This is a genomic window from Pseudomonas sp. 5Vm1k (genome assembly GCF_056161485.1).
In genome coordinates this window covers 209,084-225,400 of record NZ_JBSPCZ010000003.1, presented here as the reverse complement: position 1 = coordinate 225,400, position 16,317 = coordinate 209,084, and the positions used below count along the sequence as shown (strand labels likewise).

Below are 16,317 nucleotides of genomic sequence, written 5' to 3'. Positions count from 1 at the left end.
TTGGCGCTGCTTCAGCGCCATCGGAACATGGCTTTGTAAGCCAGTTCCAAAGGGAAACCAATAAAAAATTGGTAGCCCATCTGAAAAGAGGCTGCGCGCGTAAGCGGGCAGCCTCTTCAGGGCGACAGTTATAAAAACCGTCTTATTGCTTGGCGGCAGCCAGCTGGGCAGCAACTTCTTCAGCGAAGTTGTCGACCGGCTTCTCGATGCCATCGCCTACTTTGAAGTAGGTGAAGGAAACGATTTCAGCACCGGCTTTCTTGGCCAGTTCGCCAACCTTGATTTCAGGGTTCTTGACGAACGCCTGCTCAACCAGGCTCGCTTCAGCCAGGAACTTGCTGATACGACCTTTGACCATGTTTTCAACGATGTTTTCTGGCTTGCCAGCGATCTTGTCAGCGTTGAGGGTCAGGAACACGCCTTTTTCGCGCTCGACCGCTTCAGCGGAAACTTCCGATGGCAGCAGGAATTCAGGGTTGGTCGCCGCTACGTGCATAGCGATGTCTTTGGCCAGCTCAACGCTGCCGCCTTTAAGGGCAACCACAACACCGATCTTGTTGCCGTGCAGATAACCACCAACAACATCACCTTCGACGCGAGCCAGGCGACGGATGTTGACGTTTTCGCCAACCTTGCCGACCAGAACCAGGCGATCGGCTTCTTGAGCGGCGATCAGCGGAGCAACGTCAGTCAGTTTGTCAGCGAACGCTTTTTCAACGCTCGAAGCAACGAATGCCTTGAAATCGTCCTGCAAAGCCAGGAAGTCGGTCTGCGAGTTCACTTCCAGCAGAACGGCGGATTTACCGTCTTCTTTCAGAGCGATTGCGCCTTCAGCAGCCACGTTGCCTGCTTTTTTGGCAGCCTTGATCGCGCCGGAAGCACGCATGTCATCAATGGCTTTTTCGATGTCGCCGCCGGCCTTGGTCAAGGCCTTTTTGCAATCCATCATGCCTTCGCCAGTACGCTCACGCAGTTCTTTAACCAACGCTGCAGTAATCTCTGCCATTTCAAAAATCCTCTTGGATAGGTTATCAACCATTCCACCCGATCGAACGGGCGTTCAATTCTTCCCGAAACACCTTTGTAAGTCGCTGCACGTTACAGAAGCTGTAGCTGCGCTACCGACAAATGGTTTTCGAGGTGGCAAAAAGGGGGCCAAGCCCCCTTTTTGCTTACTGAGTTAACGCCAAAGCGTCAATTACTCAGCTGCTGCTACCGGAGCTTCTTCAACGAACTGCTCGGTGCCGCCAGCAACGTGGTTGCGACCGCGGATTACAGCGTCAGCCATCGAACCCATGTACAGCTGGATAGCGCGGATTGCGTCATCGTTGCCTGGGATGATGTAGTCAACGCCTTCCGGGCTGCTGTTGGTATCGACTACGCCGATAACCGGGATGCCCAGCTTGTTGGCTTCGGTGATCGCGATGCGCTCGTGATCAACGTCGATAACGAACAGTGCGTCTGGCAGACCGCCCATGTCCTTGATACCACCCAGGGAACGATCGAGCTTCTCAAGATCGCGAGTGCGCATCAGCGCTTCTTTCTTGGTCAGCTTGGCGAAAGTACCGTCTTCGGCTTGCACTTCAAGGTCACGCAGACGCTTGATGGAAGCACGGATGGTTTTGAAGTTGGTCAGCATGCCGCCCAACCAGCGGTGATCGACGTACGGCGAACCGCAACGTGCTGCTTCTTCAGCAACGATCTTGCCAGCGGAACGCTTGGTGCCGACGAACAGAATCTTGTTTTTGCCCTGGGCCAGACGCTCTACGAAAGTCAGAGCTTCGTTGAACATTGGCAGGGTTTTTTCAAGGTTGATGATGTGAATCTTGTTACGCGCGCCGAAAATGTATTTACCCATTTTCGGGTTCCAGTAACGGGTTTGGTGACCGAAGTGCACACCGGCCTTCAGCATATCGCGCATGTTGACTTGGGACATGATAGTTCCTTAATAAGTCGGGTTTGGCCTCCACGTATCCCAATGACCAACCAGCAGCATCAGCTGAAGGCACCCAGGTCATCGTGTCGACACGTGTGTGGATTTAAGCCTTTCGGGGTATCCCCGGAAAGCGGCGCATTTTATATCACAAGGCTGCAAAAAACGGAACCCGGATTCTCAATTCCTGGCGCGCGCCTTTATCCGCGCCCCTTGGAATCCCCCAAGAATGCGCCTATCTATAGAGAGAAGCGACGCACAGAGGCTCAGATTTGCGCTGATCGTCTGTTAGAATCGCGTTTTTCAGGGCCGCGAAGATAGCTCGCGCAATGCCCATTCCGTATTAGAAAGCGCCATCGAGCGCAGAGAGAGCCTGTATGACCGTCACCCTCAAAACCCCCGAGGACATCGCAAAAATGCGGATCGCCGGCAAACTGGCCGCCGATGTGCTGGAAATGATTGCCGAACATGTCAAACCGGGCATTACCACCGAAGAACTGGACCGCATCTGCCACGACTACATCGTCAACGAGCAGAAAGCCATCCCTGCCCCGCTCAACTACAAAGGCTTCCCGAAGTCGATCTGCACCTCGATCAACCACGTGGTCTGCCACGGCATCCCGAACGAGAAGCCGCTGAAGAATGGCGACACCGTGAACATCGACGTGACCGTGATCAAGGACGGCTACCACGGCGACACCAGCCGCATGTTCCACGTCGGCACCGTGCCGGTCTGGGCCGAGCGCCTGTCGCAGGTCACTCAGGAATGCATGTACAAGGCTATCGAAATCGTCAAACCCGGCTGCCGCTTGGGCGATATCGGTGAAGTGATCCAGAAGCATGCTGAAAAGAATGGTTTCTCGGTGGTTCGCGAATTCTGCGGCCACGGCATCGGCAAGGTGTTCCACGAAGAACCACAGATCCTGCACTACGGCCGCGCCGGCACCGGCATGGAACTGAAAGCCGGCATGACCTTCACCATCGAGCCGATGATCAACCAGGGCAAGGCCGACACCAAGGTATTGGGCGACGGTTGGACCGCGATCACCAAGGACCGCAAGCTGTCCGCCCAGTGGGAACACACTCTGCTGGTGACCGACACCGGCTACGAGATCTTCACCCTGCGCGCCGATGACACCATCCCTCGCGTATCGGCCTGATCAACCCGCTCTGCCCATAGCCTTATAGAAAGGAAAGCCAATCGATGCCGCAGGTGGATCCCGAACTCTTCGACCGTGGCCAGTTCCAGGCTGAGCTGGCCTTGAAGGCCAGCCCGATCGCGGCCTTCAAAAAGGCGATTCGCCAGGCCCGCGAGGTGCTCGACGGGCGCTTTCGTAGTGGCCGGGAAATTCGCCGGCTGATCGAGGATCGCGCCTGGTTCGTCGATAACATCCTGCAAAAGGCCTGGGAGCAGTTCAACTGGAGCGAAGACGCCGACATCGCGCTGGTCGCGGTCGGCGGCTACGGTCGCGGCGAGTTGCACCCGTATTCCGACATCGATTTGCTGATCCTGCTGGACAGTGCCGACCACGAAGTTTTCCGCGATTCCATCGAGCGTTTTCTGACGCTGTTGTGGGACATCGGCCTGGAAGTCGGTCAGAGCGTGCGTTCGGTGGAAGAATGCGCCGTTGAAGCCCGCGCCGACCTGACCGTGGTCACTAACCTGATGGAAAGCCGCACCATCTGCGGCCCCGAACGCCTGCGTCAACGCATGCTGGACGTCACCAGCACCGCGCATATGTGGCCGAGCAAAGACTTTTTCCTGGCCAAACGCGCCGAGCAAAAGGCTCGTCACCACAAGTACAACGACACCGAATACAACCTGGAACCCAACGTCAAAGGCTCGCCCGGCGGTTTGCGGGATATCCAGACGATTCTGTGGGTCGCCCGTCGCGAGTACGGCACCCTGAACCTGCGGGCCTTGGCCGGCGAAGGCTTTCTGGTAGAGAGCGAAAACGCCCTGCTGGCCTCGTCCCAGGAGTTTTTGTGGAAAGTCCGTTATGCCCTGCACATGCTGGCCGGACGCTCCGAAGACCGCTTGCTGTTCGACCATCAGCGCTCCATCGCCGGGCTGCTGGGGTTCGAAGGCGATGACGCCAAGCAAGCCATCGAAAACTTCATGCAGCAGTATTACCGGGTGGTCATGAGCATCGCCCAGCTCAGCGACCTGATCATCCAGCACTTCGAGGAAGTCATTCTCGCGCCGGAAGACGAAGCGCCGCCGCAGCCGATCAATTCGCGGTTCCAACTGCACGATGGCTACATCGAAGCCCGCAATAACAACGTGTTCCGCCGTACGCCGTTCGCCATGCTCGAGATCTTCGTGCTGATGGCCCAGCAGCCGGAAATCAAAGGCGTGCGTGCCGATACCATTCGTCTGCTGCGGGAAAACCGTCACCTGATCGACGATGATTTCCGCAACGATATTCGCAACACCAGCCTGTTTATCGAGCTGTTCAAGTGCAAGATCGGTATTCACCGCAACCTGCGACGGATGAACCGTTACGGCATCCTCGGGCGCTACTTGCCGGAGTTCGGCTTCATTGTCGGGCAGATGCAGCACGACCTGTTCCACATTTATACGGTCGACGCCCACACCCTGAACCTGATCAAGCACCTGCGTAAGTTGCAGTACACCCAGGTGTCGGAAAAATTCCCGCTGGCCAGCAAGCTCATGGCCAAACTGCCCAAGCCTGAACTGATCTACCTGGCCGGCCTATACCACGACATCGGCAAAGGCCGGCATGGCGACCACTCGGACATCGGCGCCGTCGATGCCGAAGCCTTTTGCCAGCGCCACCAGCTGCCGGTGTGGGACAGCCGCCTGATTGTCTGGCTGGTGCAGAACCACCTGGTGATGTCGACCACCGCCCAGCGCAAGGACTTGTCCGATCCGCAGGTGATCCACGATTTCGCACAGATCGTCGGCGATGAAACCCATCTCGATTACCTGTACGTGCTGACCGTCGCCGACATCAACGCCACCAACCCGACGCTGTGGAATTCCTGGCGCGCCAGCCTATTGCGCCAGCTCTACACCGAAACCAAGCGCGCCTTGCGTCGCGGCCTGGAAAACCCGGTGGACCGCGAAGAGCAGATCCGCCAGACCCAGAGCGCGGCCTTGGACATTCTGGTGCGCGGCGGCACCGATCCGGACGACGTCGAGCAATTGTGGGCGCAACTGGGCGATGACTACTTCCTGCGCCACACCGCCGGCGACGTCGCCTGGCACAGTGACGCGATCCTGCAGCAGCCGGCCGATGGCGGGCCGCTGGTGCTGATCAAGGAAACCACCCAGCGCGAGTTCGAGGGCGGCACGCAGATCTTCATTTATGCGCCGGACCAGCACGACTTCTTCGCCGTGACCGTGGCCGCGATGGACCAGCTCAACCTGAACATTCATGACGCGCGGGTTATCACCTCCAGCAGCCAGTTCACCCTCGACACCTACATCGTGCTCGACACCGACGGCGACTCGATCGGCGACAACCCGACGCGGGTCAAGCAGATCCGCGACGGCCTGACCGAAGCCCTGCGTAACCCGGACGATTACCCGACGATCATCCAGCGTCGGGTGCCGCGCCAGCTCAAGCACTTTGCGTTTGCGCCACAGGTGACGATCCACAACGATGCCCAGCGCCCGGTGACCGTGCTGGAACTCAGCGCGCCGGATCGCCCGGGCCTGCTGGCACGCATTGGCGGCATCTTCCTCGAGTTCGATCTGTCGCTGCAGAACGCCAAGATTGCTACTTTGGGCGAGCGGGTGGAAGACGTGTTCTTTATCACCGACGCGAACAACCAGCCGTTGTCCGACCCGTTGCTGTGCAGCCGTTTGCAGGATGCGATCGTTGAACAGCTGAGTGTCAGCCAAGAACCCGATATCAAACTGTCGCGCATTAGCATCTGAACAACACATTTCCCCTGTGGGGATGGACATGTGTGATGTGGGGCTTGTTGTGGCGAGGGGGCTTGCCCCCGTTCGGCTGCGAAGCAGTCGTAAAACAGTGCATGCGGTGTACCTGATACACCGCGTCCACAGGTTTTGGGGCCGCTTCGCAGCCCAACGGGGGCAAGCCCCCTCGCCACATAAGCCCTGCCACCACGTTAGTCCTCCCACATTGAACGAGGCCCCCGATGAACAACGCTCTGAACCAGTTGCAGCCCTACCCGTTCGAGAAGCTCCGCGCCCTGCTCGGCAGCGTCACGCCCAACCCGGACAAGCGCCCTATCGCGCTGTCTATCGGCGAGCCGAAGCACCGTTCGCCAAGCTTTGTCGCCGAAGCCCTGGCCAGCAATCTGGATCAGATGGCCGTTTACCCGACCACCCTCGGCATCCCCACCCTGCGTGAAGCCATTGCGGCCTGGTGTGAGCGTCGATTCAACGTCCCGAACGGCTGGCTCGACCCGGCGCGCAATGTGCTGCCGGTCAACGGCACCCGTGAAGCGCTGTTTGCCTTCACCCAAACCGTGGTCAACCGTGGCGACGACGCCCTGGTGGTCAGCCCGAACCCGTTCTATCAAATCTACGAAGGCGCGGCATTCCTCGCTGGGGCCAAGCCGCATTACCTGCCGTGCCTGGACGAAAACGGCTTCAACCCGGATTTCGATGCCGTTTCGCCCGACATCTGGAAACGTTGCCAGATCCTGTTCCTGTGCTCGCCGGGCAACCCGACCGGCGCACTGATCCCGGTTGAAACCCTGAAGAAACTGATCGCCCTGGCCGACCAATACGACTTCGTGATCGCCGCCGACGAGTGCTACAGCGAACTGTACTTCGACGAACAAACCCCGCCGCCCGGCCTGCTCAGTGCCTGCGTGGAACTGGGCCGCACGGACTTCAAGCGCTGCGTGGTGTTCCACAGCTTGTCCAAGCGCTCCAACTTGCCGGGGCTGCGTTCGGGGTTTGTCGCCGGTGATGCCGATATTCTCAAAGGCTTCCTGCTGTACCGCACCTACCACGGCTGCGCGATGCCGGTTCAGACCCAACTGGCCAGCGTTGCCGCGTGGAACGACGAAGTGCACGTGCGCGCCAACCGTGCGCTGTATCGCGAAAAATACGATGCAGTCCTGGAAATCCTCAGCCCGGTGATGGATGTACAACGTCCGGACGGCGGTTTCTACTTGTGGCCGAACGTTGAAAGTGATGACGAGGCGTTCTGCCGGGATTTGTTCGTTGAAGAACATGTGACGGTGGTGCCGGGGTCGTACTTGTCCCGTGACGTGGACGGCACCAATCCTGGCGCTGGTCGGGTGCGCATGGCGCTGGTTGCGCCGTTGGCCGAGTGTGTTGAAGCCGCCGAGCGGATTCGCGCCTTCATCCAGCGCCGCAAATAACCCCAACCTGTGGGAGCGGGCTTGCTCGCGAAAGCGGTGTAACAATCAACATTTATGCTGACTGACACAACGCCTTCGCGAGCAAGCCCGCTCCCACAAAGAGGTTGCTCTACTTCACTTGGCCGAGGTTGGCTTCGCTCAGGTCCAGTTCGCCCAACACTTCACGCAAAACGTCATCACCAATCTGGTGGTGACGGCTGAGGCTGTACAACTCCAGGCGTTGCGCCCGCAGCGCCTTCAAGCGCAAACGCCGCTCCAGCAAGTCCATCTGAAACGCCAGGGCCTGGGCTTCGGCAGAGTCGTTGAACACGTCGAGTTGATGCCGATATTCGGACATGATCCGCGCCTTGAGTTCAGTGGCCAACGCCGCCTCAGCGGCATCCGCCGGCTTGGCTTCGTCGACTTCCAGCGCATGAATCGCCGCTTCAGCAGTTTTGCGCCAGGCATCGCGCACTTCATTGCGACGCTTGTCGTCGGGGCTTTTCTCGATGCCGCGCAACAACAGCGGCAAGGCGATGCACGCGGCAATCAGCGACAGCAGAATCACTCCCGCGGCGATGAAAATCAGCAAGTCGCGCTCGGGAAATTCATCAGCCCCCATCAATAACGGCACTGACAGCACGCCCGCCAGGGTCACCGCACCGCGCACGCCGCCGACGGTCAGCAACCAGCAGGATCGCGCCGTGGGCACCAATGTCAGCTCGCCCTTGCCACGCCAGCGCCGCAACAGTCCCGAGAAGCGCCACGTGCTCTGCACCCAGATAAACCGCAGCACCAGCAACACCAGGAAAATCGCCACCACGTCCAGGCAACGGTAAAGCAGGGTCGGCCACAACGACGTTTCGTGGCTCGCCACGGCCTAGATGATGTCCGGCAATTGCAAGCCCAGCAGCAGAAAGATCAAGCCGTTGAAGGCGAATTCCAGCAACGACCAGACACTGCGATTGAGCAGTCGGGTGCTGGTCTGGCGTGGCAGTAGGTCGAGCCAGCTCTGCATCATCCCCGCTGCCACCGCCGACAAAATGCCGGATGCACCGAGACGTTCGGCCAACACGTACGCGGCGAACGGCAGCAACAGCATGAACACCACGTGAGTCGCCGGGTCATCCCAGCCCCGGGCGATCATCCACGAGCGCAAGCGGCCGACCAGCCAACTGAGCGCCACACCAATGGCCAGGCCACCAACGGCGACCAGCACGAAGGTCAGGCTGGCATTGGCCAGGGAAAACACACCGGTCACGGCGGCAACCAAGGCAAACTTGAAGGTCACCAGGCCCGAGGCGTCATTCATCAACGCCTCGCCCTGGAGCATGTGCATCAGGGGTGTCGGCAAGCGATTCTGGGAAATCGCCGAAACCGCCACGGCGTCGGTTGGCGACAACACCGCCGCCAGCGCGAACGCCACCGGCAGTGGAATGCTCGGGATCAACCAATGAATGAAATACCCGGCGCCGACCACGGTGAACAGCACCAAACCCACGGCCAGCGTCAGGATCGGCCCGCGCAGGCGCCACAGTTCACGCTTGGGCATGCGCCAGCCATCGGAAAACAACAGCGGCGGCAGGAACAGAAAGAGGAACAACTCCGGGTCCAGCGCTACATGCAGCCCCAACGTAGGCCAGGCCAGCAAAGCACCCGCGCCGATTTGCACCAACGGCAAGGGCAGCGGGATCACCCGTCCGATCAGGCGTGAAACGCCGACCAGCATCAACAGGATCAGGACGGTGTAGGCGGTTTGCATAAAGCGTTTTTCCCAGGCAATCGACAGCATTGAAGTGCCATATTAGCCGCTTAGACTGCGGGCAGGCCGTTGCACCAATGTCGCATCGCCCGCAAACACCGCAAAACCACTGTGGGAGCGGGCTTGCTCGCGAAGGCGTGGTGTTAGCCGCCATCACTGCTGCCTGACACGACGCCTTCGCGAGCAAGCCCGCTCCCACATCAGGATCAGTTTTGCGTTTTAACTGAAAGGCCATGGCATAATCCGTCACCATTTTTTTCCAGCACCTGCAAAGGGGCAATTCCTTGACCGATTCAAGCAAAACGTTGCACCTTTTCGGCATCAAAGCCTGCGACACCATGAAAAAGGCGCGCACCTGGCTCGATGAACACGCTGTCAGCTTTGACTTTCATGATTACAAAACGGCCGGAATCGACCGTGAACACCTCAACCAATGGTGCGACGAGCACGGCTGGCAAGTGGTGTTGAACCGCGCAGGCACGACCTTTCGCAAACTCGACGACGAACGCAAAGCCGATCTCGATCAAGCAAAAGCCATCGAACTGATGCTCGCACAACCCTCGATGATCAAGCGCCCGGTGCTTGATCTCGGTGACCGAACCCTGATTGGCTTCAAGCCAGATATCTACGCGGCCGCACTCAAGTAAGGCAGCCCGTTCTTTTTGTTAGAGGTATCAACATGTCCAATTCCCTGTTCAGCCTGGCCTTTGGTGTCGGCACTCAAAACCGTCAAGGCGCCTGGCTGGAAGTGTTTTACGCGCAGCCACTGCTCAATCCATCGGCTGAACTGGTTGCAGCCATTGCGCCGGTTCTGGGCTACACCGAAGGCAACCAGGCCATCGCTTTCAGCACTGCCCAGGCTTCGCAACTGGCTGAAGCGCTGAAAAACGTCGACGCCGGCCAAGCCGCGCTGCTGACCCGTCTGGCCGAAAGCCACAAGCCGCTGGTCGCGACCATCCTGGCCGACGACGCGCAACTGACGTCCACGCCTGAGGCTTACCTCAAGCTGCACCTGCTGTCTCACCGTCTGGTCAAGCCACACGGCCTGAACCTGGCCGGTGTGTTCCCGCTGCTGCCAAACGTAGCGTGGACCAGCCAGGGCGCCATCGACCTCGCCGAACTGGCCGAGCATCAACTGGAAGCCCGTCTGCGCGGCGAGCTGCTGGAAGTGTTCTCGGTGGACAAGTTCCCGAAAATGACCGACTACGTGGTACCGGCCGGCGTGCGTATCGCTGACGCTGCGCGTATCCGTCTGGGCGCCTACGTGGGCGAAGGCACCACCGTGATGCACGAAGGTTTCGTCAACTTCAACGCGGGCACCGAAGGCCCGGGCATGATCGAAGGTCGTGTGTCGGCTGGCGTGTTCGTCGGCAAGGGTTCGGACCTGGGCGGCGGTTGCTCGACCATGGGCACCCTGTCGGGTGGCGGCAACATCGTGATCAAAGTTGGCGAAGGTTGCCTGATCGGCGCGAACGCCGGTATCGGTATCCCGTTGGGCGACCGCAACACCGTGGAGTCGGGCCTGTATGTGACCGCTGGCACCAAAGTGGCGCTGCTGGACGAGAAAAATCAGCTGGTCAAAGTGGTGAAGGCCCGTGAACTGGCCGGTCAACCTGACCTGCTGTTCCGTCGCAATTCGGAGACCGGTGCGGTGGAATGCAAAACCCACAAATCGGCCATCGAACTGAACGAAGCGCTGCACGCTCACAACTAAGCAGAGCGCAAAACGATCACCTGCACCTTGCCCTCGATCTTGATTTTGATCTTGTAGGAGCGAGGCTTGCCCGCGAAGGCGTCATCACTGACGCCCAAAAGCTTCGCGGGCAAGCCTCGCTCCTACAAGGGCAAGGACGAGGAAAATCAAGGTCAGGCGCTCCCCTCGCCCATGTTCAACAGGGCCCGATAGCATGATGATTCCTTCTCCCTGGCGCGCCGATTTTCCGGCCATCGCCGCATTACAAAGGCAAGACCAGACCTATCTGGACAACGCCGCCACCACGCAAAAACCTCAAGCCCTGCTGGATGCTCTGGCGCATTACTACGCCAATGGCGCGGCCAACGTGCATCGGGCGCAGCACTTGCCCGGCGCCCACGCCACCCAGGCGTTCGAGGACAGCCGCAGTAAAGTCGGCCAATGGCTGAATGCCGGCGATTGCGGGCAGATAATCTTTACCCACGGCGCGACTTCCGCGCTGAACCTCCTGGCCTATGGCCTGGAACACCTATTAAATCCAGGCGATGAGATTGTCATCAGCGCTCTGGAGCACCACGCCAACCTGCTGCCCTGGCAGCAACTGGCCCTGCGCCGCGACTTGAAACTGCTGATTTTGCCGCTGGACGCCGACGGTGTGATCGACCTTGAAGCTGCCGCGCAGTTGATCGGCCCGCGAACCCGTTTGCTGGCGGTCAGTCAGTTGTCCAATGTGCTCGGCGTCTGGCAACCGTTGCCCGAGTTGTTGGCGATGACCAAGGCGCACGACGCCCTGACCGTGATCGACGGCGCGCAAGGCGTGGTTCATGGCCGGCACGACGTGCAGGCGCTGGGCTGCGACTTCTATGTGTTTTCCAGCCACAAGCTCTACGGCCCCGATGGCCTTGGCGTGCTGTTCGGGCGCAATGAAGCCCTTGAACAGCTACGCCCATGGCAATTCGGTGGCGAAATGGTGCTGGACGCCAATTACCACGACGCCCGTTTCCGCCCGGCGCCGCTGGGTTTCGAAGCAGGAACGCCGCCGATCTCCAGTGTGATCGGTCTGGGGGCGACCCTGGATTACCTCGCTGGGCTGGATCAGGACGCGGTAAACGCACACGAAGCGGCGCTGCATGACTACTTGTTGAAAGGTCTTGAGGCACGCAATGGCATTCGATTGCTGGGCAAGCCGCAACTCGCGCTGGCCAGTTTTGTCGTCGAGGGTGTGCATAACTCCGATCTCGCGCATTTGCTGACCGAACAGGGGATCGCCGTGCGCGCCGGTCATCACTGCGCCATGCCGCTGCTCAAGAGCTTCGAACTGGCCGGGGCGATTCGGGTATCGCTGGCGCTGTATAACGACTCCGAGGATCTGGAGCGGTTCTTTGAAGCGCTGGATCAGGCGCTGGAGTTGCTGCGATGAGTTTGCCGGCCGATGCGGTTTTGGCGCTGGAAACATTTGAACAAGCCGGTAGCTGGGAACAGCGGGCGCGATTGCTGATGCAATGGGGCGATCGCCTGCCGGCGTTGAGCGATGTGGATAAGGTTGACGCCAACCGCGTGCATGGCTGTGAAAGCCAGGTTTGGCTGGTGGGAACATTGCAGGATGGGCATTGGCAGTTCGCCGCGAGCAGCGATGCGCGGTTGATTCGCGGGTTGGTGGCGTTGCTGCTGGCGCGGGTTAACGGGTTGTCGGCGGCTGAGTTGCAGCAGGTGGATTTGCCGGATTGGTTCAATCAGCTTGGATTGAGCCGGCAGTTGTCGCCGTCGCGCAGTAATGGCCTGAATGCCGTGTTACAGCGAATGAATGAGTTGGCTGGTTAATCGCCTTCGCGAGCAAGCCCGCTCCCACAGGGAAATGCATTCCAATGTGGGAGCGGGCTTGCTCGCGAAGAGGCTATCAGCCACACCGATCAAGCCTCGGGTTTTACCCGATCCGCCGGCCGCCGCACACCCGCCACAATCTTATCCACAGCCTTGGTCGCCGCGACCATGCCAAATGTCGCCGTCACCATCATCACTGCGCCAAACCCGCCGGCGCAGTCGAGTTTCACACCATCACCGACAAAACTCTTCTGCAAGCAAATGCTGCCATCCGGTTTCGGGTAGCGCAGCTGTTCGGTGGAGAACACGCACGGCACGCTGTAATGACGGGTCACGGTACGGGAGAAGTTGTAGTCACGGCGCAGCGTCGAGCGCACTTTCGAGGCCAGCGGATCGTTGAAGGTCCGGTTCAAATCACAGACCTGGATCAGCGTCGGGTCAATCTGCCCGCCCGCGCCACCGGTGGTGATGATCTGGATCTTGCGCCGTTTGCACCAGGCGATCAGCGCAGCCTTGGCATTCACGCTGTCGATGCAGTCGATCACGCAATCGATGTTCGGCGTGATGTACTCGGCCATGGTTTCGCGGGTGACGAAATCCGCCACCGCGTGCACCGTGCAGTCCGGGTTGATCCCGCGCAGGCGCTCGGCCATCACCTCGACCTTGGGCTTGCCGACGGTGCTGTCCAGCGCATGCAATTGACGGTTGGCGTTGCTGACACAGACGTCATCGAGGTCGAACAGCGAAATCTCGCCCACGCCACACCGGGCCACGGCTTCCGCCGCCCAGGAACCGACGCCACCGACGCCGACGATCGCCACATGGGCCGCGCGCAGGCGCTCCAGGCCCTCAATGCCATACAACCGAGCAATGCCGGCAAACCGCGGATCTTCTGTACTCATGACCATTACCCCAAAAACCGGCGCGCATTATAGGGCCACAGCGCGAGAACTTTTAACCTTCCGGCTATAAGTGTAAGAACTTATGTGAAACCGAAGTGCCCAATGTCGGGCGTTTCCCTGTTCGCTGTACGGTCAGAGAACCTCCAGTGTAGGATGCGCGCCCCTGCCCCCTGGCAGCCAGCCGCAAACCGTTCCTTCGTTCCACAGCCTTTGGAACCCGAAAAAGCTATGTCATCGCGTAAATTTGGACTCAACCTGGTCGTGGTGCTCGCCATCGCAGCCTTGTTTACCGGCTTCTGGGCGCTGATCAATCGCCCGGTCACCGCCCCCAACTGGCCTGAACAGATCTCCGGTTTTTCCTACTCGCCGTTTCAACAAGGCCAGTACCCACAGAAAGACCAGTACCCGACCGACGATGAAATGCGTCGCGACCTGGAGATCATGAGCAAGCTGACGGACAACATCCGTACCTACTCGGTCGACGGCACGCTGGAGGACATTCCCAAACTGGCGGAAGAGTTCGGCCTGCGGGTGACCCTGGGGATCTGGATCAGCCCGGACCAGGAACGCAACGAGCGCGAGATCTTGCGCGCCATCGAACTGGCCAACACCTCACGCAGCGTGGTTCGCGTGGTTGTAGGCAACGAGGCGATCTTCCGTAAGGAAATTACCGCCAAGGACCTCAGCGTCATCCTCGACCGCGTCCGCGCAGCCGTGAAAGTGCCGGTGACCACGTCCGAGCAATGGCACGTCTGGGAAGAACACCCGGAACTGGCCAAGCACGTCGACCTGATCGCCGCGCACGTTCTGCCTTACTGGGAGTTCATTCCGGTGGACAAGGCCGGTCAATTCGTCCTCGACCGCGCCCGGGACCTGAAAAAGATGTTCCCGAAAAAACCACTGCTGCTCTCGGAGGTTGGCTGGCCGAGCAACGGTCGGATGCGTGGCGGCACCGACGCGAGCCCGGCGGATCAGGCGATCTACCTGCGTACATTGGTCAACAAGCTGAACCGCCAAGGCTTCAACTACTTCGTGATCGAAGCGTTTGACCAGCCATGGAAAGCCAGCGACGAAGGTTCGGTGGGCGCGTATTGGGGCGTGTTCAACGCCGCACGCCAACAGAAATTCAACTTCGAAGGTCCGGTAGTCGCGATCCCGCAATGGCGCGTGCTGGCAATCGGCTCGGCCGTATTGGCCTTGCTCTCCCTGACCTTGTTGATGATCGACGGCTCGGCCTTGCGTCAACGTGGCCGCACTTTCCTGACCTTTATTGCGTTCCTTTGCGGGTCGGTTCTAGTCTGGATCGGCTACGACTACAGCCAGCAATACAGCACCTGGTTCAGCCTGACGGTGGGCTTCTTGCTCGCCCTCGGTGCGCTCGGGGTGTTTATCGTGTTGCTGACCGAAGCCCACGAACTGGCCGAAGCGGTCTGGACCCACAAGCGCCGGCGAGAATTCCTGCCGGTCGTGGGGGATTCGGACTACCGACCGAAAGTGTCGATTCACGTACCGTGCTACAACGAACCGCCGGAGATGGTCAAACAGACCCTCAACGCCCTGGCCAACCTCGACTATCCGGACTTCGAAGTCCTGATCATCGACAACAACACCAAGGACCCGGCGGTCTGGGAACCGGTGCGCGATTACTGCGAAACCCTCGGCCCGCGCTTCAAGTTCTTCCACGTCGCCCCATTGGCCGGTTTCAAGGGTGGCGCGTTGAACTACCTGATTCCGCACACCGCCAAGGATGCCGAAGTGATTGCGGTGATCGATTCGGACTACTGCGTCGACCCGAACTGGCTCAAGCACATGGTGCCGCACTTCGCCGATCCGAAAATCGCCGTGGTGCAGTCGCCACAGGATTATCGCGACCAGAACGAAAGCACCTTCAAGAAGCTCTGCTACGCGGAATACAAAGGCTTCTTCCACATCGGCATGGTCACCCGTAACGACCGTGACGCGATCATCCAGCACGGCACCATGACCATGACCCGCCGTTCGGTGCTCGAAGAACTCGGTTGGGCTGACTGGTGCATCTGTGAAGACGCCGAGTTGGGTCTACGAGTGTTCGAAAAAGGTTTGTCGGCGGCGTATTACCACACCAGCTACGGCAAAGGCCTGATGCCCGATACCTTTATCGACTTCAAGAAACAGCGTTTCCGCTGGGCCTACGGGGCGATTCAGATCATCAAGCGTCACACCGCCAGCTTGCTGCGCGGCAAGGACACCGAGTTGACCCGTGGCCAGCGTTACCACTTCCTCGCGGGCTGGTTGCCGTGGGTGGCGGACGGCATGAACATCTTCTTCACCGTCGGCGCCCTGTTGTGGTCGGCGGCGATGATCATCGTGCCGCAACGGGTCGATCCACCGCTGCTGATTTTCGCAATCCCGCCATTGGCGCTGTTCGTATTCAAGGTAGGCAAGATCATCTTCCTCTATCGCCGTGCGGTCGGGGTTAACTTGAAGGACGCGTTCTGCGCGGCGCTGGCCGGTCTGGCGTTGTCGCACACCATCGCCAAAGCGGTGCTGTACGGCTTCTTCACCAGCAGCATTCCGTTCTTCCGTACGCCGAAAAACGCCGATAACCACGGCTTCTGGGTAGCGATTTCGGAGGCGCGCGAAGAGATGTTCATCATGCTGCTGTTGTGGGGCGCGGCACTCGGGATCTTCCTGGTGAACGGCCTGCCGAGCAACGACATGCGCTTCTGGGTGATCATGTTGCTGGTGCAGTCGCTGCCATACCTGGCGGCGCTGATCATGGCGTTCCTGTCTTCGCTGCCCAAACCGGCCGCCGAGCCTGAGCCGGCACCGGCCGTCTAAATCAGTACAGATGCACTAAACGGCGGCCAATGGCCGCCGTTTTGCTTTAAGATAACCGCCATTTTGCAGGCCT

General features: G+C 59.6%; 11 protein-coding genes and 1 pseudogene. 8 read left to right on the top strand and 4 right to left on the bottom strand.

The genetic code is table 11. The features are described 5' to 3' along the window. Window positions 1–142: 142 nt before the first annotated feature. Complete coding sequence (gene tsf / locus ACWIKB_RS07485) at window positions 143–1,006, bottom strand: translation elongation factor Ts (RefSeq protein WP_033056302.1); 864 nt, start codon at window positions 1,004–1,006, stop codon at window positions 143–145. Window positions 1,007–1,198: 192 nt separating this feature from the next. Then, window positions 1,199–1,936 carry a 30S ribosomal protein S2 gene (rpsB, locus tag ACWIKB_RS07480; RefSeq protein ID WP_003219330.1) on the bottom strand — a complete coding sequence of 246 codons (738 nt, stop codon included), beginning with the start codon at window positions 1,934–1,936 and terminating at the stop codon, window positions 1,199–1,201. A gap of 374 nt (window positions 1,937–2,310) precedes the next feature. On the opposite strand from rpsB, the gene map reads away from it, so the two are divergent. From map to dapC, 3 genes are all read left to right on the top strand, one after another. Beyond that, window positions 2,311–3,093 (top strand): type I methionyl aminopeptidase, encoded by a 783-nt coding sequence (map, locus tag ACWIKB_RS07475; protein WP_475266020.1) that lies wholly within the window; start codon window positions 2,311–2,313, stop codon window positions 3,091–3,093. Window positions 3,094–3,137: 44 nt separating this feature from the next. Next, on the top strand, window positions 3,138–5,840 hold the full coding sequence (locus ACWIKB_RS07470; protein ID WP_475266019.1) for a [protein-PII] uridylyltransferase: 2,703 nt from the start codon (window positions 3,138–3,140) through the stop codon (window positions 5,838–5,840). Window positions 5,841–6,067: 227 nt separating this feature from the next. Then, window positions 6,068–7,267: a succinyldiaminopimelate transaminase gene (dapC, locus tag ACWIKB_RS07465; RefSeq protein ID WP_475266018.1), complete on the top strand. Its 1,200-nt coding sequence runs from the start codon at window positions 6,068–6,070 to the stop codon at window positions 7,265–7,267. 109 nt (window positions 7,268–7,376) lie between these two features. On the opposite strand, the pseudogene ACWIKB_RS07460 reads toward dapC, so the two are convergent. After that, window positions 7,377–9,008 (bottom strand): annotated as a pseudogene (locus ACWIKB_RS07460) (Na+/H+ antiporter). A 338-nt stretch (window positions 9,009–9,346) separates the two neighbouring features. Here ACWIKB_RS07460 and ACWIKB_RS07455 point away from each other — a divergent pair. From ACWIKB_RS07455 to ACWIKB_RS07440, 4 genes are all read left to right on the top strand, one after another. Then, window positions 9,347–9,655, top strand: a complete 309-nt coding sequence (locus ACWIKB_RS07455) for an arsenate reductase (RefSeq protein ID WP_475266323.1) — start codon at window positions 9,347–9,349, stop codon at window positions 9,653–9,655. Between the two features lie 32 nt (window positions 9,656–9,687). Beyond that, the gene (gene dapD, locus ACWIKB_RS07450; RefSeq protein ID WP_475266017.1) at window positions 9,688–10,722 is read left to right on the top strand and encodes a 2,3,4,5-tetrahydropyridine-2,6-dicarboxylate N-succinyltransferase; all 1,035 of its coding nucleotides are present in this window, start codon (window positions 9,688–9,690) and stop codon (window positions 10,720–10,722) included. A gap of 193 nt (window positions 10,723–10,915) precedes the next feature. Further along, window positions 10,916–12,121, top strand: coding sequence for an aminotransferase class V-fold PLP-dependent enzyme (locus ACWIKB_RS07445; RefSeq protein ID WP_475266016.1), 1,206 nt, complete (start codon window positions 10,916–10,918; stop codon window positions 12,119–12,121). Beyond that, complete coding sequence (locus ACWIKB_RS07440; RefSeq protein WP_475266015.1) at window positions 12,118–12,522, top strand: SufE family protein; 405 nt, start codon at window positions 12,118–12,120, stop codon at window positions 12,520–12,522. The genes ACWIKB_RS07445 and ACWIKB_RS07440 overlap by 4 nt, the downstream gene beginning before the upstream one ends. Before the next feature lie 89 nt (window positions 12,523–12,611). Here ACWIKB_RS07440 and tcdA read toward each other — a convergent pair whose 3' ends face one another. Then, on the bottom strand, window positions 12,612–13,430 hold the full coding sequence (tcdA, locus tag ACWIKB_RS07435) for a tRNA cyclic N6-threonylcarbamoyladenosine(37) synthase TcdA (protein ID WP_123405731.1): 819 nt from the start codon (window positions 13,428–13,430) through the stop codon (window positions 12,612–12,614). Window positions 13,431–13,652: 222 nt separating this feature from the next. Between tcdA and ACWIKB_RS07430 the strand changes: the two genes are divergently transcribed. Beyond that, complete coding sequence (locus tag ACWIKB_RS07430; RefSeq protein WP_475266014.1) at window positions 13,653–16,244, top strand: glycosyltransferase; 2,592 nt, start codon at window positions 13,653–13,655, stop codon at window positions 16,242–16,244. Window positions 16,245–16,317: the final 73 nt, after the last annotated feature.

Excerpts from the sequence above, each read along its gene's own strand:
- tsf (WP_033056302.1), bottom strand. The coding sequence starts at position 1,006 with ATGGCAGAGATTACTGCAGCGTTGGTTAAAGAACTGCGTGAGCGTACT.
- rpsB (WP_003219330.1), bottom strand. The coding sequence starts at position 1,936 with ATGTCCCAAGTCAACATGCGCGATATGCTGAAGGCCGGTGTGCACTTC.
- map (WP_475266020.1), top strand. The coding sequence starts at position 2,311 with ATGACCGTCACCCTCAAAACCCCCGAGGACATCGCAAAAATGCGGATC.
- ACWIKB_RS07470 (WP_475266019.1), top strand. The coding sequence starts at position 3,138 with ATGCCGCAGGTGGATCCCGAACTCTTCGACCGTGGCCAGTTCCAGGCT.
- dapC (WP_475266018.1), top strand. The coding sequence starts at position 6,068 with ATGAACAACGCTCTGAACCAGTTGCAGCCCTACCCGTTCGAGAAGCTC.
- ACWIKB_RS07455 (WP_475266323.1), top strand. The coding sequence starts at position 9,347 with ATGAAAAAGGCGCGCACCTGGCTCGATGAACACGCTGTCAGCTTTGAC.
- dapD (WP_475266017.1), top strand. The coding sequence starts at position 9,688 with ATGTCCAATTCCCTGTTCAGCCTGGCCTTTGGTGTCGGCACTCAAAAC.
- ACWIKB_RS07445 (WP_475266016.1), top strand. The coding sequence starts at position 10,916 with ATGATGATTCCTTCTCCCTGGCGCGCCGATTTTCCGGCCATCGCCGCA.
- ACWIKB_RS07440 (WP_475266015.1), top strand. The coding sequence starts at position 12,118 with ATGAGTTTGCCGGCCGATGCGGTTTTGGCGCTGGAAACATTTGAACAA.
- tcdA (WP_123405731.1), bottom strand. The coding sequence starts at position 13,430 with ATGGTCATGAGTACAGAAGATCCGCGGTTTGCCGGCATTGCTCGGTTG.
- ACWIKB_RS07430 (WP_475266014.1), top strand. The coding sequence starts at position 13,653 with ATGTCATCGCGTAAATTTGGACTCAACCTGGTCGTGGTGCTCGCCATC.